Raw genomic sequence first — 21,336 nt, 5'->3', positions numbered from 1 at the left:
TGCGCGGGGACAGACGAGGGACAGCCATGTTGGGTTGGTCGAGCCAGATGCCGCGCGCGGGCGGCGTTCCTGTGGGGCCTGCGCCGGGGCTGCGGCGGCTGGGGGGGCGGCGCGCGGGCGCGGGCCGGGCCTATCCGCTGGCCAAGCGCGGCTTCGACCTTGTGGGGGCGGGGCTTCTGCTGGTGCCGCTGGCGCTGGCGGCGCTGGCGCTGCTGGCGCTCAACCCCTGGCTCAACCGCGGCCGGCTGTTCTTCGTGCAGGAGCGCATGGGCCGGCACGGCCGCCCCTTCCGGGCCTGGAAGTTCCGCACCATGGCCGCGGCCCCCATCGAGCGCGGCGCCTTCGACCCCCTCGACCGCCACCGCATCACCCCGCTGGGCCAGCTCCTGCGCCGCGCCCGCGTCGACGAGCTGCCGCAGGCGCTCAACGTGCTCAAGGGCGAGATGAGCCTGATCGGCCCGCGCCCCGACTACTACCCCCACGCCCTCGTCTACGCCGACACCGTCCCGGGCTACCGCGACCGCCACGCCGTCAAGCCCGGCATCTCCGGCCTGGCCCAGACCGAGCTGGGCTACGCCGACGGCCCCGACGGCATCCGCGCCAAGGTCCAGGCCGACCTCCTCTACGTCCGAACCGCCTCCCTCGCCCTCGACCTCCGCATCGCCCGCAAAACCCTCGCCGTCATCCTCCACCGCCAGGGCGCCTGATCCCAGGCGCCCCTCTGCCCGGCGAGCCTTCGCCCAGGCTCGCGCCCCGGGATGGACAGCGATCCCGGCCCGTGCCATGGGCCCCGCGTCGCAGGGGAAGCGCCCCGCCGCGGCGCCTCCTCGAAGTCCTGCCGGTCGGGCGCCCAATGGCCCGGCCCGCGCAGCCGCCCCTGGGACGGCCCGGACCCCGGGCGCCCTTGGGTCCCGAGACAAACCTAACCAGTCGGAGTCATCCCGAGTGACCAAGCGAGCCCTCATCACCGGCATCACGGGCCAGGACGGGTCCTACCTGGCGGAGTTCCTGCTCGAGAAGGGCTACGAGGTGCACGGCATCAAGCGGCGCGCCTCGCTCTTCAACACGCAGCGGGTGGATCACATCTATCAGGACCCGCACGAGGATGGCCGATTCCGGCTGCATTACGGGGACCTCACGGACACCTCGAACCTCACGCGCATCCTCTCCGAGGTGCGCCCCGACGAGGTCTACAACCTCGGCGCCCAGTCCCATGTCGCCGTGAGCTTCGAGGCCCCGGAATACACCGCCGACGTGGATGCGATCGGCACGCTGCGCCTCCTGGAGGCGATCCGCTTCCTGGGCCTCGAAAGGACCACCCGCTTCTACCAGGCCTCCACCTCCGAGCTCTACGGCCTCGTGCAGGAGACGCCGCAGACCGAGCGGACGCCCTTCCACCCGCGCAGCCCCTACGCCGTGGCCAAGATGTACGCCTACTGGATCACGGTGAACTACCGCGAAGCCTATGGGCTCTACGCCTGCAACGGCATCCTCTTCAACCACGAGAGCCCGCGCCGGGGCGAGACCTTCGTGACGCGCAAGATCACGCGCGGCCTCAGCCACATCGCCATGGGCCTCGAGCCCTGCCTCTACATGGGCAACATCGACTCGCTGCGCGACTGGGGCCACGCCAAGGACTACGTGCGGATGCAGTGGCTCATGCTCCAGCAGGACGAGCCCGAGGACTACGTCATCGCCACCGGCGTCCAGTACTCGGTGCGCGAGTTCATCACCTGGGCGGCCCAGGACCTCGGCATGACGCTGAGGTTCATGGGCGAGGGCGTGGACGAGGTCGCGGTGGTGGACCGCGTGGACGGCCACCTCGCGCCCATGGTCCGTGAAGGCCAGGTCGTGATGCGCATCGACCCGCGCTACTTCCGCCCCGCCGAGGTCGAGACGCTGCTCGGCAACCCCGCCAAGGCCAAGCAGAAGCTGGGCTGGACGCCGCAGGTCACCGCCCGCGAGATGTGCCGCGAGATGGTGGCGGCCGATCTCGTGGCCGCGCGCCGGCACGCGCTCCTGAAGTCGCACGGGCTCGACCTGCCGGTCAGCGTCGAGGCCTGAGCCGAGGGGACCTGAACCACATGGCACGCATCTTCCTGGCCGGGCACAACGGCATGGTCGGCGGCGCGATCCTGCGCCGCCTTCGGGCACGGGGGGCCGACGAGGTCCTGACGCGGACCCGGGCCGAGCTCGACCTCACCGACCAGGCCGCCGTGCGGGCCTTCCTCCAGACAGAGCGGCCCGACGCGGTGATCCTGGCGGCGGCGAAGGTGGGCGGCATCCATGCCAACGACGCCTACCCGGCGGACTTCATCTACGACAACCTCCTGATCGAGGCGAACGTCATCGGGCAGGCCCACGCGGCGGGGGTCCAGCGGCTCCTGTTCCTCGGGTCCTCCTGCATCTATCCGCGCCTCGCCCCGCAGCCCATGACCGAGGAGGCCCTCCTCACCGGGACCCTGGAGCCCACGAACGAGCCCTACGCCATCGCCAAGATCGCGGGCATCAAGCTCTGCGAAAGCTTCGCCCGTCAGCACGGCCGCGACTACCGCTCGGTGATGCCGACCAACCTCTACGGCCCCGGCGACAACTTCCACCCGCAGAACTCGCACGTCCTCCCCGCGCTGCTGCGCCGCTTCCACGAGGCCACGGCCGAGGGGCGCGAGGTGGTGACGATCTGGGGCACCGGCACGCCGCGCCGCGAGTTCCTGCACGTGGACGACATGGCCGAGGCCTCGCTCCACGTGATGGACCTTCCGCGTCCGGCCTACGAGGCGAACACCCGGCCCATGCTCTCCCACATCAACGTGGGCACCGGCGAGGACATCTCCATCGCCGATCTCGCGCGCCTGGTCGCCGAGGTCACGGGGTTCCGGGGCGACATCGCCTTCGACAGCTCCAAGCCCGACGGCACGCCGCGCAAGCTGATGGACGTGGGGCGCCTCGCCGCCCTGGGCTGGCGCGCCCGGATCGGGCTCCGGCAGGGACTCGAACAGACCTACGACTGGTTCAGGGCCGTGGAGGACCTCAGATGCTCGTGACGACTCCCTTCTCCGCGGACGCGGCCGGCACTCCGGCCCCGGCGATCCACCCCGTCCTGCTCTGCGGCGGCTCGGGCACCCGGCTCTGGCCCCTCTCGCGCAAGAGCTACCCGAAGCAGTTCGCGCCGCTCCTGGGCAAGGAGAGCCTCTTCCAGGCCTCGGTCCGGCGCCTGACCGGCCCCGCCTTCGCCCACCCCGTCGTGGTCACCACCGACGCCTTCCGCTTCATCGTGGCCGAGCAAGTCTCCGAGCTCGGCGTCGCCCCCGCCGCCCTCCTCATCGAGCCCGAGGGCCGGGACACGGCCCCCGCGATCCTCGCGGCCACCCTCCAGGCCGCCACGGGCGACCCCGCCGCGCTGGTCCTCGTCGCCCCCTCCGACCATGTGATCCCCGACGCCCAGAGCTTCCAAGGCACCGTGGCGGCGGCGGTCCCCGCGGCGCTCTCGGGCCGCATCGTCACCTTCGGCATCGCCCCCAGCCGTCCCGAGACCGGCTACGGCTATCTCGAGCTGGCCGAGGCTCCCGCCCCCGGCGCCGCCCCGACCGCCCTGCCCCTCCGCGCCTTCGTGGAGAAGCCCGACGCCACCCGCGCCCGCGCGATGGTCGAAGACGGCCGCCACCTCTGGAACGCCGGCATCTTCCTCTTCCGCGCCGACGTGATGGTCGAGGCCGCCCGCCGCCACGCCCCTGCCCTCCTCGCCGCCGTCGAGGCATCGCTGGCCCGGGCCAAGCGCGACCTCGGCTTCCACCGGCTCGATCCCGCCGCCTGGGCGCAGGCCCCGGCGATCTCCGTGGACTACGCGGTGATGGAGAAGGCCGACAACCTGTCCGTCGTCCCCTACGAGGGGCGCTGGTCCGATCTGGGCGACTGGGCGGCCGTCTGGCGCGAGACCCACGAGGAGGGCACCGCCGCCTCGGGGGCCGCCACCGCCATCGACTGCCAGGGCACGCTGCTGCGCTCCGAGGCGCCCGGCCAGCGCGTCGTCGGCATCGGCCTCACCGACATCGTGGCCGTCGCCATGCCCGACGCGGTGCTCGTCGCCCACCGCGACCGCGCCCAGGACGTGAAGGCCGTCGTCGCCACCCTCAAGGCCGAGGGCGCGCCCCAGGCCGAGACCTTCCCTCGCGACCACCGCCCCTGGGGCTGGTTCGAGAGCCTCGCCAAGGGCGACCGCTTCCAGGTCAAGCGCATCGTCGTCCATCCCGGCGCCGCGCTCAGCCTCCAGAGCCACCACCACCGCTCCGAGCACTGGATCGTCGTCCAGGGCACCGCGCGCGTGACCGTGGGCGACGAGGTCCGCCTCGTGACCGAGAACCAGTCCATCTACATCCCTCTCGGCGCGAAGCACCGGATGGAGAACCCCGGCAAGCTCCCCATGGTGCTGATCGAGGTCCAGACCGGCCCTTATCTCGGCGAGGACGACATCGTGCGATACGAGGACGTGTATGCCCGGCAGTGAGCGGGCGGCCCGAGGGATCGTCCCGCCCCCCGAGGCTCCGCCCCTGCGCCCGAGACCCTAGCCGAGGCCTGCGCCGCCGTGGCCCCCGCCCCCGACGGCACCGGACGCGACGGCCCGCCTCAAAGGAACCCGCCATGCTCATCTCCATCGTCACCGCCGTCTGGAACCGCGCCGACACCGTCGCCGAGGCCGTCCGGAGCCTCCATGCCCAGGACTGGTCCGAGTGGGAGCACGTCGTCCAGGACGGCGGCTCGACCGATGGCACCCTCGGCGTCCTCCAGGGCCTCGCGGACGACCGGACCCGCCTGGTCAGCGAGCGCGACGCGGGCCTCTACGACGCGATCAACCGGGGCCTCGCCCGCACCACGGGCGACGTCGTGGGCCTCCTCCATTCCGACGACCTCTACGCCGCCCCCGACATCCTCTCCTCCGTCGCCAAGGCCTTCGAGGACCCGGAGGTCGATGCCGTCTACGGCGACCTCCTCTACGTGTCGCGCGCCGACACCTCCAAGGTGATCCGCACCTGGCGGTCCCAGCCCTTCCGGCCCGCCCTCCTCCGGCGCGGCTGGATGCCCCCGCATCCCACCCTGTTCCTGCGCCGCCGCGTCCTCGACCGGCTGGGGGCCTTCGACACCAGCTACCGCATCGCCGCCGACTACGACGCCGTGCTGCGCTACTTCGGCCAGCCCGGCTTCCGCGCCGTCCACCTGCCCAAGACCTTCGTCCACATGCGCGTGGGAGGCGAGAGCAACCGCTCCCTCGGTCGCATCCTCAGGAAGAGCCGCGAGGACTTCCGGGCGCTGCGCCGCAACGGGGTCGGCGGGCTGCCGACCCTCGTCGCCAAGAACGCGAGCAAGATCGGCCAGTTCTTCTGAGCCTGGCCGGACCGGTCACGTCCCGCGCCATCCGCATGGGGCCGGTCGAGCTCGGCCCGGGCGGCCCTGTCCTGCCGGCGGTCGGATGCGCGCCCCGCCCGGACCCGGGTCATTTCGCGTCGACCTGAAGGCCGATCCCGGAGTCCTTGGGCGACCTCCACCGCATCGCCTTCTCGGTGAGCGTGCCGATCTGCACGGCCGGGTTCCCCATCACGATCGCGTTCGGCCCCACCGTCCCCCGGACGACGCTTCCCGCGCCGACGATCGTGTTCTCCAGCACCCTGGCGCCCGGCAGCAGCATGCTCCCCATCCCGATGAACACGTTGCTCTCGATCACGACCGGCCGCAGGAAGGCCTTGTCGGTCTCTGGCTGCTCGCCGATGGCGATGAGCCCCGTCGTGAGCGAGTAGTCGTGCGTGAGCAGCACCGTCCGGTCCGAGATCACGACCCGGTCGCCCAGCGAGATCAGGTGGAAGATGTCGAGCTTGCACCCCGGCGAGACGTAGCGCGGCGTGCCCGTCACCTTGACCCCGACGGCGCGCAGGAGCCGCAGGTAGATGCGCATGTAAAGCCTCGGGGATACGAAGTCGATCACCCGCAGTGGCCCCTTGGCGAGCCGGAAGACCGCACGAACCATCATGTCAGGCGTCCTCGCCCAGGGAACGGAAGATGCTCATGTACTGCCCTACGACGCGCTCGGGGCTCATCTCCCTCAGGCGCGCTTCGGCATGGTGGAGCGTCTGGCGACTCCAATCCTCCTGGGCCGCACGCTCAAGGACAGAGGCCACGGCCGTGGGATCGCCGTAGTCGGTGGCATAGAGGGGGTAGTCCTCTCCCAGGACCGCCACATGCTCCGGGATGCGCGAGGCCACGATCCGATTCCCGCAGGCGACGTTCTCGAGGATCGTGTTCGGGAGGCCCTCGTGGCGGCTCAGGTTGACGAAGGTCGGATTGCTCCGGAAGAGGCCCATGATGTTGGGGTCGTAGGACTCCAGGATCACGCGGCCCGACACGCCGTGCGAGGCGATGATCTCCAGGATCCGTCCCCGGAGGCCACCGTCCCCGACGATCCCGAACCTAAGATCCGGCCGGCGCGAGGCCAGGATGCAGAAGGCCTCGGCGAGGACCTCCACGTTCTTCTGGACTTCCAGGCGGCCCGCATAAAGGAAGTCGAACCGCCTCGCGGCCTGGGGAGCGCTCTCGATCCCGGGGGAGAGGACGTTGTTGGCGACGTGAACCCTCTCGCCCGGGTAGCCGGCTCCAAGCCAGTAGTGCCGCCCCTTCTCCGAGTTCGCGACGATCGCGTCGGCGTGCCGGCCGATGCGCCGCCGCAGCAGGTAGCGCCAGTTCCTGGGGTAGTTGGAGTCCCGCTCGGCGACGACCCATCTCGTCCCGCCCGGGAAGAAGGGCCTGGCCATGCCCACCACGACGTCCGTCGCATGCAGCCATGAAAAGACGACGCTCGGTCGCCTGGACCGAACGGCGCGCGCCACCTGGGTCACGTTGGCGAGGCTGTAGAGTGAGGACGTAGGCAAGCGGACGACCTCGACCTTCTCGGGGTTCACGAGGGGCAGGTTCTCGCCGTCGAGGAAGTGGAGCAGCCTCACCTCGATGTCGCCCTCTTCGGCCAAGGCATTCGCGAGCCAGGCGCATTGGCGCTGCGCGCCGCCTTGCCCGAAGCCCGCGATGATGATGTCGACCTTCATGGGATTAGGCTGCCGGAGTGAGCTGTCGGGTCGGTCGTCATGGGGCCGGATATCCTTGGAGCCTCGGGTCCGAGCGAGTCGGAGGCCGCGTTTTCGCCGCCGGCGGTTCCATAGACCAGGGGGGTTGTAAAGGGTGCCGGGCCCTCGGCCGGAGCCGGGGTCGCTCGGCATCCGGCGCGGGCGATCGCCCCTAGCAGGCGGCCGCTCCCCGGATGCCCTGGCCCGCCTCCCGCTCGGCATCAGGCTCGTCCGCATCGGCCCTCCGGCGTCGTGTCCCAGCCGCGCCGGGGCCCATGTCCTGTCGCCCAGCGCCTCGCGACCCAGAACCCCAGTGCGACCCCGACCGTGTTGAGGATCAGGTCGTCGACGTCGAACTTGCGATAGGCGCAGGGATAGAGTCCCCAGGTCCCGGTGAGCTGCGTGAGCTCCACCGCCAGGCTCAGGCCCAGGCCGAGCCCCGCCGCCGTCCGCAGGCGGATCGGATAGCCGGCCAGGAGCGCCCCGATGAGCGCGCCGACGATCAGGTTCATCGCGGCGCCGACGAAGCCGCTCTGGCTCGCCCAATGCGAGAGGTTCGGCGCGGTCTCCCAGACCCTCGCCATCCGCCCGAGAAGCGGGACGAAGGGAACCAGGCTCGGCTCGGCCGCGCGCAAGGGGCAGGCCAGCCGGTCGCGGTCGGGGAGCGGGAATTGGCTCAGGACGATCAAGTAGGTGCAGCCCGACAGCAGGAGGGTCCCTCGCCGCATCCGGCGCGTCGCCGCCCAGAGGCTCATGGCCCCGACGACGGCCAGGACCGCCGCGAGATAGGCCAGGGACCCGTCGATGTAGGCCCCGAGCGTGAGGGGCTTCATCCTCCGCCTCCCCCGCCAAGACCCCTACCGGCCATCGAAGGCGCGAAGGTAATAGGCCCTCTTGTCGGCCTCGCCCATGCCCTTGGTGTCGTGGGATTTCCCGAGCACGCCCGAGCGGTAGTCCTCCACCGACTTGATGATCCTCGCCGGCACCCCGGCCACCACGACGTCGGACGGCACGTCCTTGGTCACGACCGAGCCCGCGCCGACGACGACGTTGTTCCCGATGGTCACGCCCGGCATGATGATGCTGCCGTAGCCGATGAAGACGTCGTTCCCCACAGTGATCGGGCGGACCACGTCGATCCCGGGCATCTGGGGCCGGAAGACCCAGACCCCGCCGTCATGGGTCTCGAACCGCGTGGAGGTGGCGCTCACGCGGTCGCCGAGGGTGACCAGATAGGGCTCCGAGCTGAAGCGCACGTCGATCAGGCGGCAGCCTTCCCCGACCGTCACGCCGATGCTCCTCGCATGGCCGATCGGCGACAGCCGCCGATGCAGCGCGCCAAGAACCCGCCGGACCGCCCCGAATCCCCTAGGCATCGCCCCTCCTCAACTGCAATCGGCCGTGCGCCTTGCGGCGGCTCGCATCGACGAGCTTGGCGAACCACGCCAGGAGCAGGGCCCAGGCCACGATCCGCACCGGAAAGTCCGCCGCGTATCTCGGGAGCTCCGCGAAGAGCGCGACCGAGAGGCAATAGATCAGGGCCGGCGTCTCCGCGCGCGGGTTCCGCCGGGCGTATCTCTCCACCGCCCCCCCGATCCACCCGACGAGGAACAGCCCCAGGCCGACCCCGAGGATGCCGAAGTCCAGGTAGAAGTCCGATATGATGCCGGTGCCCACGCTCCAGCCCGCGTCCGGGGGAAGGACGAAGTCCGTCAGGGCCGCGGCCGTGGTGTCGTATTCCAGGCTGTCGCCGAAGATGATGCCCCGGACGAAGGGGACCGCCCCCAGCACGCCGACGAGCTTGTAGAGGCCGAGCGCGTAGTTGTGCTCGGCGGGCGCGAGGTCGAAGGTGGCCCGCAGCGCGATGGTGGTGATGTTGAAGCTCGACTCCCGGTCCGAGTCCTCCGCCTGCGACATGGCGAAGGCGTCGGACAGGCTCGCGCCCGGCTGCAGCGCCTGCTGCCGGTAGATCTCGACGGCGTTGTAGAGGACGAGCAGGGCGACGAAGCCGCCGACGAGCACGAGGCGCGACATCCTGAGGAGATAGGTCGAGGCGGCCACCGCCCCCGCCATCAGGATCAGGATGAACGAGTTCCGGTCGCCGAAGGACAGCAGCCGCAACGCCCACCACAGCGACAGCACGAGGCCCAGGGCCGTGAAGGGATCCAGGCGGCGCCTGGCGGCCAGGAGGATCACCGCGCGGGCCACGATCAGCATGCAGAGCATCAGGATCATCACCACGGCGCCGTCCGCCACGATCCCTCCGCTGGCCGTCTGCGTGTAGCTCCCCTCGCCCGAGCTGCGCCAGCCCATGGCGAAGTAGAGGCCCAGGAGCATCATCAGGAACGGGACCGCCACCCAGCTCAGCGTGGGGCTGATCCGCCAGCCCTCCCCGCCTGCGGGGGCGGAGGCCCGCCGCCGCGCGCTTCGGACCCCGCTGCAGAACGCCACGACCCCGATGGTCGCCGCGATGACCGCCAGGTTGCTGTTCTCCCGGAAGGTGTCGCGGACGTAGAAGCTGAAGCCGAGCCGATCGAGCCCGAGCACGTACTCCTGGTACGGCGAGAAGTAGAGCAGGTACGAGAAGGTCAGGAACCCCAACCGGAACGACAGGTAGGAGGGACGCCCGTCGACCACCGTCGTCGGCGAGACGAAGGCGAGCAGGAAATAGGCATAGAAGATCGCCAGGCAGATCCAGATCGTCAGGGGGTCGGCCCCGGGCTTGGCGAGGTAGAACCAGACGACCAGGCAGACGAGGAGGATCGTCTCGAGGATCAGATAGATCGAGACCTTCATCGCCGCAGCGACCTCCCGATGACGCGCCGAAGGGTGTCGGGCGAGGGAATCGCGACCAGGGCCGCCAGGGCCAAGCCGGTCATGCCGGCCACGGTGAGGACGAGGTTCCCGGTCTGCTGCAGATGACCGGAGGCGGCGACGGACAGCGCGACCACGGCGGCCGAGGCCAGCAGCGGCCTCATGGGATAGCCGAGGCCCGAGGGCTGCAGCCGGCCGACGAAGACCGGCAGGGCGAAGGACATGCCGAGGCGGCCGACGATCAGGCCGACGATCATCCACGGGACCCCGCCCGTCAGGAGGTAGGCCGAGGCCCCCGTCCCGATGGCCACCAGCGAGGACAGCAGGCCGATCCCGACCGCGCCCCGGATCGAGAGGCCGGATTCCAGGATCTGCGCGTCGCATCGGATCAGGGCGACCTGCAGGAAGGCGAGCGAGATGCAGACGTTCGCCCCCGGGCCGATGAACTGCTCGGGTCCGGCCCAGAGGGTCACGAAGGCGGCGTTGCCCAGGATGTTCATGCTGGCGGCCATCGTCGCGATGGTGAGCACCAGCTCGCGCGTGACCCGGATCAGCTCGGCGGCCTCGGCAGTCCGCCGCGCGCCCAGCGATGCCGCGATGGTGGGCGCGAGCGCGCTCGCGGTCATCAGGCACATCGACATGGCGAACTGCACGGCGAAGGCCGAGAAGGTGTACCTGGTGACCGCCTCCGGTCCGACCAGGACCGACAGCATGAGCACCTCGGTGGAGAGCATCAGGGTGGTGACGAACATCCAGCCGTTGATCCAGGCCCCATACCGGGCCACGTGCCGGACCTCGTCCCCCGTGGGCCTCGCGGGGCGCCACCATCCGACGGACCGCCGCACGGCCAGGAAGGTGACGACGCCCGTCAGGAGGCTTCCGCCGCAGGTCAGCAGCGCCATCGTGGCGAGGCCCATGCCGTAGGAGGCCGCGAGCACGATGCCCAGGTTCACCAGCGTCAGGCTGAGCGTCGTCACAAGCATCAGGACGTAGCCGCGGTTCACCGCCACCAGGATCGCGCTGGGAGTGTTGACGAGGGTCGTCAGGACCGCGTTCAGCGCGAGCAGGCCCCCGCGACGTAGACCTGAAGGGAATCCGCGGCCGAGACGTCCTTGATCGTGACGGGAAAGGTCGCGATCGCCAGGGCCAGCAGGAGGATCACGACCGGCGACCAGAGGAGCCAGACCATGGCGGCCGAGCCGATGGCGCGCTGCCTGTCCTCCGGCCGCGCGTCGTGGAGCCTGCCGGCGATGATCGACTTGAGCGCCTGCGCCGGCTTGCCGTCGAGCGAGGCGGCCACCTCCATGATGCGCTGCAGCGCCTTCCAGTGGCCGAAGGCGGCGGGGCCCAGGAAGGAGACGAGCAACGGGCTGGTCACGAGGGCGATGAGCGCCGCCGTGATGAAGTTGACATAGCCAAAGATGGCGTTCTTGCGGGCCGGGCCTAGCTTCACTTGGCGTTCGTCTCCATCCTCTGCGGGGGCGGCGTGGCGCGGGAGTTCAGCCGTTTGCTCTGCCGGCCTTCCCCTGTCCAGGGGAATGGGACCCGGAGGGGAGCGACCAATGGTCCCGCCGGACGGTCACGCGCGGCGCCCTCATCCTGCCCGGCCCGCTCAGCACGCCCGGCCCGGAGCCAGGCCGACCGGTTCCCTCCGCGCAGGGGACAGGAGAGCCTCCATCTCCCGGTCGAAGCGATCGGCCGAGAACCGCAGCCGGGCCTGGTCCGCCGCCTGGCGACGCCGTTCCGCGAAACCCCCCGCGCCGAGGCGCTTCTCCCGGTCCAGCCGCCTCAGCGCGTCCGCCAGGGACGCGACCGAGCGCAGCGGCACGTAGTCCGCCGGGTAGCCCGCGAGGGTGGCGCGCAGGGCCGGCGTGTCGCCGGCGACGATCGCCTTCCCGGCGCACATCGCCTCGATCAGCGCCAGCGGCTGGCACTCGCTCGAGTAGCGGGAGGGGAGCGCGACGGCATCCGCCCGGGCGACGATCTCGGCCGCGACCTCCGGGGCGACGCTGCCGTGGACGGTGATCCCCGGGTCGGGCACGAGCCTGGACACCCGTTCCCTCACCTCGGCCTCCGACAGCTCCTCGTCCCCGACCGGCCTGCCCAGGACGTGGAACTCGATGTCCAGGCCTTCGGCCCGCAACTCGCTCACGGCGGCATGGGTGTCGAAGAACCCCTTGCTCGCCATCAGGTTGGAGTTCCAGACCAGCCGCAGCGGGCCGCCCTGGTCCTGCGCCCCACGCTCCCGCGCGATGTGGAAGTTCTCGCAGACCCGCAGGTCGCGGACTCCCGCATCCCGAAGCTCCGGCCGCAGGTGCTCGGACGGGACCAGCAGGGCGGCGCGACGGTAGAGAAGCCGTGCCAGGGGCGACAGCGGCCGGCCGGTCAGGAGGTCCCCGATGTCCGACCCATGGGCATGGACGATCACCCTCGGGCCGGCTCGGGCGACAAGGAGGGCGGGTATGTCGCGGACGAAGCCGGCGTTGGAGCGGGAGCAGACCAGATACAGCGTCGCGACGCGCCCGCGCAGCACGTCCCGCCACAGGCGGAGCGACGCGGCGAGCCAGCCGGCGATGGCCCTCGGGCCGGACCCCGCGCCGAAGACATATTCGCGACGGCGCCCGAGGCGCGGCAGGACGTGCTCGGCGACGCGGCGCGTGACGATCGCCTGCCCGGTCCTCAGGCTGTAGTCGGCGGACCAGATGGCCACTCCCCCGTCGGAGCGGCCCGCTCCGTCCCGCCCGCCCAGGGCCGGGCCGTCCTGCGCCGTGATCGTGGCGGTGAGGGCACGTTTCGTCACGCGTCGGGACTCCGGTTGAGCATGGCGGGAGTGGCATCATGGCGGCCGCGCCGACGAGTGCCGGGTCGCCGCCGGAAAGGGGGCTGCGGGACTTCGATGATCGGATGCGCCTTGATTGCAGCCGCCTGTGGCACAGGTGCCTCCGACTGTCCACAGGCGGGTCGGGACATCTGCGCAAAGACCTGCCGAAGCGGTGGCGCCGGCGTTACGCCCCAGGCCCCGCCGTCGCCCGGACCGACGCGAGCCGGCCCCTCGACCCCGTGGGAGGCGGGCCGTCGGCCCCGGTCGGGACCTCGGGGCGCCGCCTACTTCCCCGAATAGTCGCGATACCAGTCCACGAACTCCTGGATGCCGTCGCGGACGTTCGTGGCGGGCCGGTAGCCGGTGAGGCGCTGGAGGAGCGAGGCGTCGGCCCAGGTCGCCGGGACGTCGCCGGGCTGCATCGGCATGTAGTTGCGGATGGCCTTGGTGCCGAGGCACTCCTCGATGGCGTCCACGAAGTCGAGAAGGCGCACCTTCTCGGAGTTGCCGATGTTGACGACGCGCCAGGGCGCCACGGGGGAGAGGCTGTCGCCCTCGGGAGCCGTGCCGTCCAGGGGACGCTCGGGCGGGACGTCGATCAGCAGGCGGATCGCGCGGACGAGGTCGCCCACGTAGGTGAAGTCGCGCCACATCTCGCCGTGGTTGTAGACGTCGATGGGCCGGCCCTCGAGGATGGCGTCCACGAACTTGTAGAGCGCGAGGTCCGGCCGCCCCCAGGGGCCGTAGACGGTGAAGAAGCGGAACATCGTCGTGGGCAGGTCGTAGAGATGCGCCCAGGCATGGGCCATGCTCTCGTTGGCCTTCTTCGAGGCGGCGTAGATGGTGAGCTGGCTGTCGGCCTTGTCGGTCTCGCGGAACGGCATCTCCGTGTTGGCGCCGTAGACCGAGGAGGTCGAGGCCATCAGCAGGTGGCGGACGCCGTGGCGACGGGCCGCCTCCATGACCGAGAGGGTGCCGATCACGTTGGACTCGAGGTAGGAGAGCGGCGCCTCGAGGCTGTAGCGGACGCCGGCCTGACCGGCGAGGTGGACGATCACCTCGGGCCTGAAGGCGTCGGCCATGCGGTCGAAGGCGGCACGGTCCTCGAGGAGCCCCTCGGCGGCGGCGAAGCCCGGGTGCTGGAGCAGCATCGCGTGCCGACGACGCTTGAGCGACACGTCGTAGTAGTCGGTCATCCCGTCGTAGCCCTGGACGGCGAAGCCCTCGGCCAGCAGCAGCCGGGACAGGTGGTAGCCGATGAAGCCGGCCGAGCCGGTGACAAGGACGCGGGTCACGGGGCGGGGTCCTCCTGAGGGGCGAGGGACAGGGCGGTGGGGGTCGTCGTGGCGCCCCTATCGGCGCTTGGCGCGGGGATCACAAGGGGCGGTCGGTCGGGCAGGCTGGCGAGGGGCATGGCGGCCTCTGGAGGTGGCGGATGCCGCAAGGGTGCCCGGCGGAGGTTAACGGATCGTTGCAGGCCCGAGCGTTGCATGGACCTCGAAAAGATCCAGCCGGATCAAGGGGCCAAAGGTTAACGGCCATCGACCTGCCGCCCGAAGGCCGGCGAATCGGCCTGCGCCGGGTCAGACCGGCGTGTCGGGCGTCACCAGGGGGACGAAGCCGCCGACCTCGCCGCCGGTGACGACCCGGCCGGACTGGGTGAGCCAGGCATGGGCCTCGAACCCGGGCGCGCGGTCCTGCCGCACGCCGATGTGGATGTCGCTGGCAAGGCCGGCGCGGGCGAGCCAGGCCTGCGCCGCCAGGGCCTGCACGAAGCAGTCGGCGCGCCAGGGGACATGCGCCGCAACGCGCCCGACGGCGAGAGCCACGCGGTCCACGACCGCCGAGGGATCGGCCGGGACCGCCCGAGACGTCGGCAGGGGCCGTTGCGAATGCCGGATCAGCTCGCGCGAGGGGTGCCGGCCCAGCCGCCAGCGGGCCAGCGCGAGCTCGAGGACGGCGCGAAGGAGGTCGGGCCAGGCGCGGGGCCCCAGCCGCAGGGCGCGGCGGAGCGGCCTAGCCATCCACGAGAAGGCCGTGGCGGAGGAGATCGTCGAGGAAGCGCCGCAGGTCGGCCTCCACGGTCGCGGCCGCGACGCCGTGCTGGGCGGCCAGACGGTCGCGGATCGCGGCGAGCGCGACACCCTCGCCGAGCATCGCCCAGATGCGCGTGCCCATGGGGTCGAGCCCGTAATAGGTGTCGTTGCCCAGGTGCAGGATCACCGTCTCCTCGCCGACCGGGCTCAGGAGCGCGTCGGCGGAAGGGATGAGGCGGCGCGAGAGGAGGTCGGTCATGCGCTGAACCTTCCAAGGGTCCGGCCAGGAGCGCGGCGGGAGGCTGTCGGTGGCGGGAGGCCCGGAACGCGAAAAGCGCCCCGTTCCGCGAGGGGCGCCCCGTTCCCGTTGCGGGAGAGACCCGAGGCTTCCCTCAGGGCCTGCGGCTGCTATCGGAGGACTGGTGGCCCTTGCCTTCCCTGCCCAGGCGCGAGCCGCTCGCGGTCAGCTCGACCATGCGGCCGAGGACGATCAGCCTCGGGGCGCGATAGGTCCGAAGACCGTCCCGCAGAGAATCCAGCCTGTTCGACATGGCCATCTGTCCGAAATCCGCGCCAGAAGCCTCTCAGGGCTTGCGCGTGTCGCCGATGGATTGCTGACCCTTGCCTTCCTTGCCGATCTTGGACCCGCTCGCGGTCAGCTCGACCACGCTGCCGAAGACCTTGAGGGTCGGAGCCCGGTAGGCCGACATCCCGCCCGTCGTGTTCACCGTATCCTTCATCGTCACCCTTCCCGCTTACGCCGCTGCTGGCCGGTCCCGCCGGGCGCGTGGCCGGCATCGTAGTCCCGAAGCGGATCGCTACAGCAGCCCCGAAGCATAGCAAGGAACATCGCTGAATCGATTGCATCCGTGCGAAAGAACTCCGATCTGTGGACGAACGGCCACAGCCCGGGCCTTGACGCCTCAGGCCGGGCCCGGGCCGTCCAGGCTCCCGAGGCGGCGCAGCACGGCCTCCGCCACCTCGGCCAGCAGCGCGTAGTCGCGGGGGTAGCTCAGGGCGAAGGCGGGCACCCGGGCGGCCAGCGCGCCGAAGCGCCCGAGCCGCCGGGCCCCCTGCGCGCGGTCCCCCGGGTCCAGCGCGAAGCTGTTGCGCAGCATCGCCATGCAGGCCTCCAGCGGGCTCAGCCGAGCGAGCTCGACCCGGCTGGCGGGGACGGGCGGGCGCAGGACCAGGATCATCGCCAGGGGGACCGGGCCGGGATCGTCCGGCGGCTCGACGGCGAGCCGGGCCTTGTCCGTGTATTCCGCCACCGGCGTGCCGCCCGTCCGGTCGAAGAGCGCGGCCAGGGAGTCCGGCAGGAGCCGCAGCCCGGCATAGACGGGCCGCGCTGAGGCCCCCGCCCCGGCCTCCTCGAGGATCATCGCGTCGTCGCTGAGGACGCGTCCGCCCGCCTGGCCCAGCCGCGCCGTCAGGGTGGACTTGCCCCAGCCCGAATCGCCCAGGACCAGCACCGCCCGGCCGTCCAGGACCACCCCGCCGGCATGGAGCACCAGCCGTCCCTCCTGCGCGAGCGCCCTCGGCAGGACCTGGTCGGCCAGGAGATGGACCACCGCCGCCGGCCCCAGCCGCCCGCCCTCGGGGCAGAGCCGGATGCGCCGGGCCTCCGGCTCGACCCAGGCGAAGTCCTCGCCGAAGAAGCGCAGGAGGAACGCCGCCGGGGTCCCGGTCCCCGCCCGCAGGACCTCGAGCGTGCCGGTCTGGTCCGTCCAGGCCGGCGCGGCCTCGGGCCCGGCGGAGGGCGGGTCGGTGGACAGGGACCAGCCGAAGGCCTCCAGAAGGCGGGCCGCGTCGTGGAGCGAGGGGGATTCCTGCATGGGGTCAGCCGGTTCGGGCCGCCGGATCGGCGGCGGCTGCGGTGGGCCCGTGGCGGTCGAGCCAGAGCGCGAGGAAGAGCGCCTCCCACTGGTCCTCGGCCATGGCCGAGCCGACGAGGCCCGGCGCCCCGCCGTCCGAGGCGAACAGCGCCGGATGGACGTAGCGCCCGAGGGCGGGCCGGGCCTCGGCCAGCCGGTCGGGCCAGCCCGGCCAGGCGGCGAGGACGGCCGAGGTCGTCGCGAAGCCCAGATGCTCCTTGCCGCGCCGCCAGACGACCTCGTCCGGCAGGAGCCCGGCCATGGCGCGGCGCAGGACGATCTTGGGCCAGCCGCCCGCCCTGCGCTGCCCTGGCGGCAGGCTCAGGCAGAGGTCGATCACCCGCCGGTCGAGGAAGGGGTCGCGCGGCTCGACGGCGAGGGCCGAGGCGATGCGGTCGTAGCGCTCGCGCGCCGCCGTCAGGTAGGCGCGCCCGATCGTGTGGGCCAGGACCTCCGAGGGCGGGGGCCAGCCGTCGATCTCCTGCGCGAGGTCCCGCGCCTGCCGTTCGGCGAGGCCGATCCGGGCGGCGAACTCGGGCGACAGCAGGCCGAGGGTCGGGCGGCCGGGCGGCAGGGGACGCAGGGCGCGCTTCAGGCGCCGGGCCCAGGCCGGGGTGGCGGCCTGCCTCAGATGCGCGGCGAGGCTCCGCCAGGCGGGCGGCCGCGCGGGGTGGAGCCTCCGCTCCGCGGCGGCCTCGCCCCAGGCCTCGCGCCAGCGCAGCCGCCGGACCAGCTCCATGATCCGCCCGCCGTCCGCGAGGACGATGTCCCCCCCGACGCCGTCGAGCACGACCCTGACCCCGGCCCGATGCGCCATCGCATAGACCCCCCGCACGAGGTTCGCGTGGCCGTCGAAGGGCTCGTCCATGTCCCGCAGCAGCCCCAGGATCTCCTCCCGCCAGGGCCCGGGCTCGGACCAGTCCAGGAGGTGCGGGTCGAGGTTCGGCATCGTCAGGGCGGCGCGGATGGCGCGCGTCTCCGGGCAGGTCGCCGGGTCCGGGCCCAGGACCGAGAAGGTCGGCAGCGGCCCGCGCCCCTCGGCCGCCAGGAGCCGCGAGGCGACGGCGGCGACCGCGCCCGAGTCCATCCCCCCCGACAGCATGGACCCCACCGGCCCCGCGCTCCGCAGCCGGCAGCGGACGGCCTCGGTCAGGACCTCGCGGAAGGCCTCGGCATAGGCGGCGTCGCCGGGCAGGCGCAGCTCGGGCCGGGGCTCGGGCGCCCAGAAGCGGCGGAGCCGCAGGCCGCCCATGTCCACGGTCAGGGCATGGGCCGGGGGAAGCCGCAGCACGCCCTGGAAGAAGGTCGAGGTGAAGTCGATCCCCTCGAGCTCGCCTTCGAGGAAGTCGGCGATCCGCCCCTCGTCGAGGTGGGCCGGCACGCCCGGCGCGGCGAGGACGGCGCGGACCTCGGTCGCGAAGGCGAAGAGGCGGCCCGGCCGGTGCGCGTAGACGAGCGGCCGCATCCCCATCGGGTCGCGCGCCGCGAAGAGCCGCCTCGCGCGGGGGTCCCAGATCGCGAAGGCGAAGTCGCCCAGCAGGCGCCCGGGCGCGCCCTCCCCCCAGGCGAGCCAGGCGCGGAGGATCAGCTCGCCATCGCCCATCCCGCGGCCGGCCGGGCCGAGGTCCAGGGCGGCGATCAACTCGTCCCGGTTGTCGAGCCGGACATCGGCGGTGATCGTGCAGCCCGTGGCGGGGTCGGTGAGCGGCAGCCTCTCGCGCAGCGCCTCGGGCGTGGTGGCCAGCAGCGCGTGGCCGAGCGCGACGGCGCCGTCCTCCCACAGGCGGGTGCCGTCCGGCCCGCGTCGCTCGAGGAGCGCCGCGATGGCGGAGGCCCCCCCGGCGGGCCCGCCGTCGAGCCGCCAGAGGCCGCAGATGCCGCTCACGCCGCGTCCCGCTGCGCGACGATGCGCCCCGCCTCCAGCGTCACGATCCGGTCGGCGAGCGCCAGCGTCGCGGGCCGGTGCGTGATGAGGATCACCGTGCGTCCCCGGAAGGCGGTGGCGGCCGCGGCCACGAAGGCGCTCTCGCCGTCGAGATCGAACATCGAGGTCGCCTCGTCGAGGACCAGGATCGGCGGGTCCTTGAGCAGCGCCCGGGCCAGCGCGATCCGCTGGCCCTGCCCCCCCGAGAGCCGCACCCCATGCTCGCCGATCAGGGTCGCGTAGCCCTCGGGCAGCGTCCCGATGAAGTCGTGGGCCTGGGCCAGGCGGGCGGCGGCCTCGATCTCGGCGTCGGTCGCCCCCTCGCGGCCGAAGCCGATGTTGTCCCGCACCGTCCCGTCGAAGAGGAGCGGCCGCTGCGGCACGAGGCCGATCTGGCGGCGCAGGTCCGCGAGGCGCAGCTCCCGCAGGTCGAGGCCGTCGAGCCGCACGATGCCGGCCTGGGGGTCCATGAGGCGCAGGAGCAGCGCCATGAGCGTGCTCTTGCCCGCGCCGTTGGGCCCCGTGAGCGCGACGGCCTCGCCGGGCCGGATCGCGAGGGAGAGCCCGCGCAGGGCCGAGTCGCGCCCGGGATAGGCGAAGCGGACCTCCTCGAAGGCGATCGCGCCCTGCGCGCGGGACAGGCGGCGGGGGGCGTCGCGGCCGGGCTCGGGCGCCAGGTCGAGGATGCGGCCGAGCCGGGCCAGCGTCCCGCGCGTGGACTGCACGGCGCCGTAGACCTGCGCCAGCCTGGCCACCGGCTGCGTGAGGAGCGCGGCGTAGAGCAGGAAGCTCACCATCTCGCCGGGCGTCAGGGCGCCCTCCCGCAGGCCCTTCCCCGCGAGGGCCAGGAGGGCCACCGCGCCCAGCCCGGTGACGAGGCCCACCGCCGGCTGGAGGACCGCCTGGATCGCGTAGTCCCGGATGGCGAGGTCTCGGGCCCGGGCGGCGCGGCCGGCGAAGCGGCGCGCGGCCTCCTCCTCGCGGGTGAAGGCCTTGGTCGCGGGCAGCATGGCGAGATCCTCGGCGGCGGCGGCGACCAGGGCGGCCTCGGCCTCCTGGAGGGCGATCGCGAGGGCTCGCAGGCGCCGGCCGATGACCTTGAGGCCGAGGAAGAAGGCCGGGACGAGGACGGGGACGACCAGCGCCAGCGCCGGGTCGATCCGCGCCATCAGGACCACCGCGCCGGCGGCGGTCAGGAGCTGGGCGGGCAGCATGGCCAGCGTCGTGGTCAGGAAGCTGCCTAGCCGGTCGATCTCGAGGGTGGAGAGGGCGAGGAGGTCGCCCTGCGTGTGGGCCTGGTGGACCGAGAGGGGCAGCGCCTGGAGGTGGTCGTGGACCCGCATCCTGAGCTCCGCGAGGAGGCCGAGCGAGGTCCGGGCCGAGATGACCCCCTGCGCGGCCCGCAGCACGGCCAGGGCCACCAGGACCAGCACGAGAAGGCCGAGGACGGGCCCGAGCGAAGGTCCCGCGAGGGCCAGGACCGAGGCCGCCATGCGGCCGCCGAGCGCGGGCACGGCCAGCAGGGCGACCGACTCGGCCAGGGTGAGGGCCGCCAGCAGGAGCAGGGCGCGGCGATGCGGCCGGGCCAGGGCCAGGAGGCGGAGGAAGGTCAACCCCGCCCCCCGCGCAACTGGGCCGCCACGAACTCCGCGACGCGGCGGAGATGGAGGAGCGGCAGCGGGCGCCCGGCCAGGGCGGGATACTTGGACCGCATGTGGGCGGCGTTGGGGAACAGGCCCGCGCGCAGGTAGGCCGCGCGGCCGGCGAGCCCCCGGGTGGCGAGCAGGTCCCGCCACATCCGCGCCACCCGCCCGCCCGACCGCAGGTAGCGGTCGGCGGCGGCCGGGGGGCTCCGGGACAGGTCGGCCAGCACCCGCGGCGGGACGGGGGTCTCCAGCCGCCCGGCGGCCCGGAGGAGGCCGTCGAGGCAGGCGCCGGCGACGCCGCTGGTCCGGGCGGTCGCCACCACGCGGTCCCAGTCGCCCGGCCCGAGAGCGCGCGCGAGGAGGTCGATGTCGAGGAGCCAGACGAGGCGGTCGCCGCCATGATGCGCCCGCCCGCCGACGTAGTAGGGGCTCACCAGGTGGACGGCCCGATGCACGCAGGCCAGCACCAGCGCCAGGTCGAGCGGCAGCCCCCGCGCGCCGGGGCCGAGCCGGGGCAGCGGCCGAGCGCGGGCCCAGGCGTCCACGAAGGGGATAACGTCGGACAGGGCCGGGGCGTTCAGCGCCTGCCAGTGGAGGTCGATGTCGTGCTCCAGCCCGTCGGGCGTCCGCAGCGACCAGCCCTCCTCCCGCCGCGTGGCGGCGTCCGCATCAGGATCGGCCAGCCCGCAGGCCAGCCCCTCCGCCCCGAGCAGCCGGCGCGCGGCAGGCAGGTCGGCGGGGGCCACGAGGAGGTCGCTGTCCCCCCGCGCGCGCTCATGCGGGCGGTCGTAGAGGTCGTAGGCCAGGGCCGAGCCCTTGAGGACCAGGACCCGCAGGCCCTCCGCCTCGAAGCGGCGGAGGAGCGCCGCCAGGACCTGATGGTGCCGCATCTCCCACATAGCCTGCGCCCTGGCGGCCCGGCGCAGGGGCTCGGCGGCCTCGGCCGGCCAGTCGCCGCAGCACCCGGCCAGCGCGCCGGCGACGCCGTGGTCGAGGGCGCGCGCGACCACCCGCCCGGGGTCGAGCCCGGGGGGCCAGGGGGCGGCCCCGCGCAGGGCTCCCGCCAGGAACTCGTCCGCCTCCGCCTCGGACGAGGTCATGGCACCCCGACCCAAGGC

21 protein-coding genes are annotated in these 21,336 nt (G+C 72.8%); 5 read left to right on the top strand and 16 right to left on the bottom strand.

Annotated features, from left to right (window positions below):
* Nucleotides 1–26: 26 nt before the first annotated feature.
* From RUMESO_RS09025 to RUMESO_RS09005, 5 genes are all read left to right on the top strand, one after another.
* Nucleotides 27–707 carry a sugar transferase gene (locus RUMESO_RS09025; protein ID WP_245639208.1) on the top strand — a complete coding sequence of 227 codons (681 nt, stop codon included), beginning with the start codon at nucleotides 27–29 and terminating at the stop codon, nucleotides 705–707.
* A 238-nt stretch (nucleotides 708–945) separates the two neighbouring features.
* Complete coding sequence (gmd, locus tag RUMESO_RS09020) at nucleotides 946–2,064, top strand: GDP-mannose 4,6-dehydratase (protein WP_037279753.1); 1,119 nt, start codon at nucleotides 946–948, stop codon at nucleotides 2,062–2,064.
* Nucleotides 2,065–2,084: 20 nt separating this feature from the next.
* Complete coding sequence (gene fcl / locus RUMESO_RS09015; RefSeq protein ID WP_037279752.1) at nucleotides 2,085–3,044, top strand: GDP-L-fucose synthase; 960 nt, start codon at nucleotides 2,085–2,087, stop codon at nucleotides 3,042–3,044.
* Nucleotides 3,035–4,504 carry a mannose-1-phosphate guanylyltransferase/mannose-6-phosphate isomerase gene (locus tag RUMESO_RS09010; RefSeq protein ID WP_051521161.1) on the top strand — a complete coding sequence of 490 codons (1,470 nt, stop codon included), beginning with the start codon at nucleotides 3,035–3,037 and terminating at the stop codon, nucleotides 4,502–4,504. The genes fcl and RUMESO_RS09010 overlap by 10 nt, the downstream gene beginning before the upstream one ends.
* A 134-nt stretch (nucleotides 4,505–4,638) precedes the next feature.
* On the top strand, nucleotides 4,639–5,379 hold the full coding sequence (locus RUMESO_RS09005; protein ID WP_037279751.1) for a glycosyltransferase family 2 protein: 741 nt from the start codon (nucleotides 4,639–4,641) through the stop codon (nucleotides 5,377–5,379).
* A gap of 109 nt (nucleotides 5,380–5,488) precedes the next feature.
* On the opposite strand, the gene RUMESO_RS09000 is transcribed toward RUMESO_RS09005, so the two are convergent.
* The 16 genes from RUMESO_RS09000 to RUMESO_RS08930 form a co-directional block, all read right to left on the bottom strand.
* On the bottom strand, nucleotides 5,489–6,019 hold the full coding sequence (locus RUMESO_RS09000) for an acyltransferase (protein ID WP_051521160.1): 531 nt from the start codon (nucleotides 6,017–6,019) through the stop codon (nucleotides 5,489–5,491).
* Nucleotide 6,020: 1 nt separating this feature from the next.
* On the bottom strand, nucleotides 6,021–7,085 hold the full coding sequence (locus RUMESO_RS08995; RefSeq protein ID WP_037279749.1) for a glycosyltransferase: 1,065 nt from the start codon (nucleotides 7,083–7,085) through the stop codon (nucleotides 6,021–6,023).
* 239 nt (nucleotides 7,086–7,324) lie between these two features.
* Complete coding sequence (locus tag RUMESO_RS24065; RefSeq protein ID WP_037279747.1) at nucleotides 7,325–7,936, bottom strand: VanZ family protein; 612 nt, start codon at nucleotides 7,934–7,936, stop codon at nucleotides 7,325–7,327.
* 24 nt (nucleotides 7,937–7,960) lie between these two features.
* The gene (locus tag RUMESO_RS27780; RefSeq protein WP_051521159.1) at nucleotides 7,961–8,479 is read right to left on the bottom strand and encodes a DapH/DapD/GlmU-related protein; all 519 of its coding nucleotides are present in this window, start codon (nucleotides 8,477–8,479) and stop codon (nucleotides 7,961–7,963) included.
* The gene (gene wzy, locus RUMESO_RS25700; protein WP_037279745.1) at nucleotides 8,472–9,899 is read right to left on the bottom strand and encodes an O-antigen polysaccharide polymerase Wzy; all 1,428 of its coding nucleotides are present in this window, start codon (nucleotides 9,897–9,899) and stop codon (nucleotides 8,472–8,474) included. The genes RUMESO_RS27780 and wzy overlap by 8 nt, the downstream gene beginning before the upstream one ends.
* The gene (locus RUMESO_RS25695) at nucleotides 9,896–10,927 is read right to left on the bottom strand and encodes an MATE family efflux transporter (protein WP_037279743.1); all 1,032 of its coding nucleotides are present in this window, start codon (nucleotides 10,925–10,927) and stop codon (nucleotides 9,896–9,898) included. The genes wzy and RUMESO_RS25695 overlap by 4 nt, the downstream gene beginning before the upstream one ends.
* A 44-nt stretch (nucleotides 10,928–10,971) precedes the next feature.
* Nucleotides 10,972–11,370 (bottom strand): hypothetical protein, encoded by a 399-nt coding sequence (locus tag RUMESO_RS08970; RefSeq protein WP_037279742.1) that lies wholly within the window; start codon nucleotides 11,368–11,370, stop codon nucleotides 10,972–10,974.
* Between the two features lie 159 nt (nucleotides 11,371–11,529).
* On the bottom strand, nucleotides 11,530–12,717 hold the full coding sequence (locus tag RUMESO_RS08965) for a glycosyltransferase family 4 protein (RefSeq protein WP_037279741.1): 1,188 nt from the start codon (nucleotides 12,715–12,717) through the stop codon (nucleotides 11,530–11,532).
* A 305-nt stretch (nucleotides 12,718–13,022) separates the two neighbouring features.
* Nucleotides 13,023–14,033, bottom strand: a complete 1,011-nt coding sequence (locus RUMESO_RS08960) for an NAD-dependent epimerase/dehydratase family protein (RefSeq protein ID WP_037279740.1) — start codon at nucleotides 14,031–14,033, stop codon at nucleotides 13,023–13,025.
* Nucleotides 14,034–14,321: 288 nt separating this feature from the next.
* Nucleotides 14,322–14,762 (bottom strand): lasso peptide biosynthesis B2 protein, encoded by a 441-nt coding sequence (locus tag RUMESO_RS08955; protein WP_051521158.1) that lies wholly within the window; start codon nucleotides 14,760–14,762, stop codon nucleotides 14,322–14,324.
* Nucleotides 14,755–15,033 (bottom strand): PqqD family protein, encoded by a 279-nt coding sequence (locus RUMESO_RS08950; protein WP_051521157.1) that lies wholly within the window; start codon nucleotides 15,031–15,033, stop codon nucleotides 14,755–14,757. Before RUMESO_RS08950 ends, RUMESO_RS08955 begins: the two co-directional genes overlap by 8 nt.
* Before the next feature lie 325 nt (nucleotides 15,034–15,358).
* A complete protein-coding gene (locus tag RUMESO_RS25035; RefSeq protein WP_156362788.1) occupies nucleotides 15,359–15,514 on the bottom strand; it encodes a hypothetical protein in 156 nt (51 codons plus the stop codon).
* A gap of 183 nt (nucleotides 15,515–15,697) precedes the next feature.
* On the bottom strand, nucleotides 15,698–16,609 hold the full coding sequence (locus RUMESO_RS08945) for a hypothetical protein (protein WP_037279739.1): 912 nt from the start codon (nucleotides 16,607–16,609) through the stop codon (nucleotides 15,698–15,700).
* 4 nt (nucleotides 16,610–16,613) lie between these two features.
* The gene (locus RUMESO_RS08940) at nucleotides 16,614–18,533 is read right to left on the bottom strand and encodes an asparagine synthase-related protein (protein WP_037279738.1); all 1,920 of its coding nucleotides are present in this window, start codon (nucleotides 18,531–18,533) and stop codon (nucleotides 16,614–16,616) included.
* Nucleotides 18,530–20,185, bottom strand: a complete 1,656-nt coding sequence (locus RUMESO_RS08935) for an ABC transporter ATP-binding protein (protein ID WP_051521156.1) — start codon at nucleotides 20,183–20,185, stop codon at nucleotides 18,530–18,532. The genes RUMESO_RS08940 and RUMESO_RS08935 overlap by 4 nt, the downstream gene beginning before the upstream one ends.
* Nucleotides 20,182–21,318, bottom strand: a complete 1,137-nt coding sequence (locus RUMESO_RS08930; RefSeq protein ID WP_037279737.1) for a nucleotidyltransferase family protein — start codon at nucleotides 21,316–21,318, stop codon at nucleotides 20,182–20,184. Before RUMESO_RS08930 ends, RUMESO_RS08935 begins: the two co-directional genes overlap by 4 nt.
* Between the last annotated feature and the right edge of the window lie 18 nt (nucleotides 21,319–21,336).

This window comes from Rubellimicrobium mesophilum DSM 19309, assembly GCF_000600335.2.
Lineage (GTDB): Bacteria > Pseudomonadota > Alphaproteobacteria > Rhodobacterales > Rhodobacteraceae > Rubellimicrobium > Rubellimicrobium mesophilum.
This window is presented reverse-complemented; position numbering and strand designations above follow the sequence as displayed.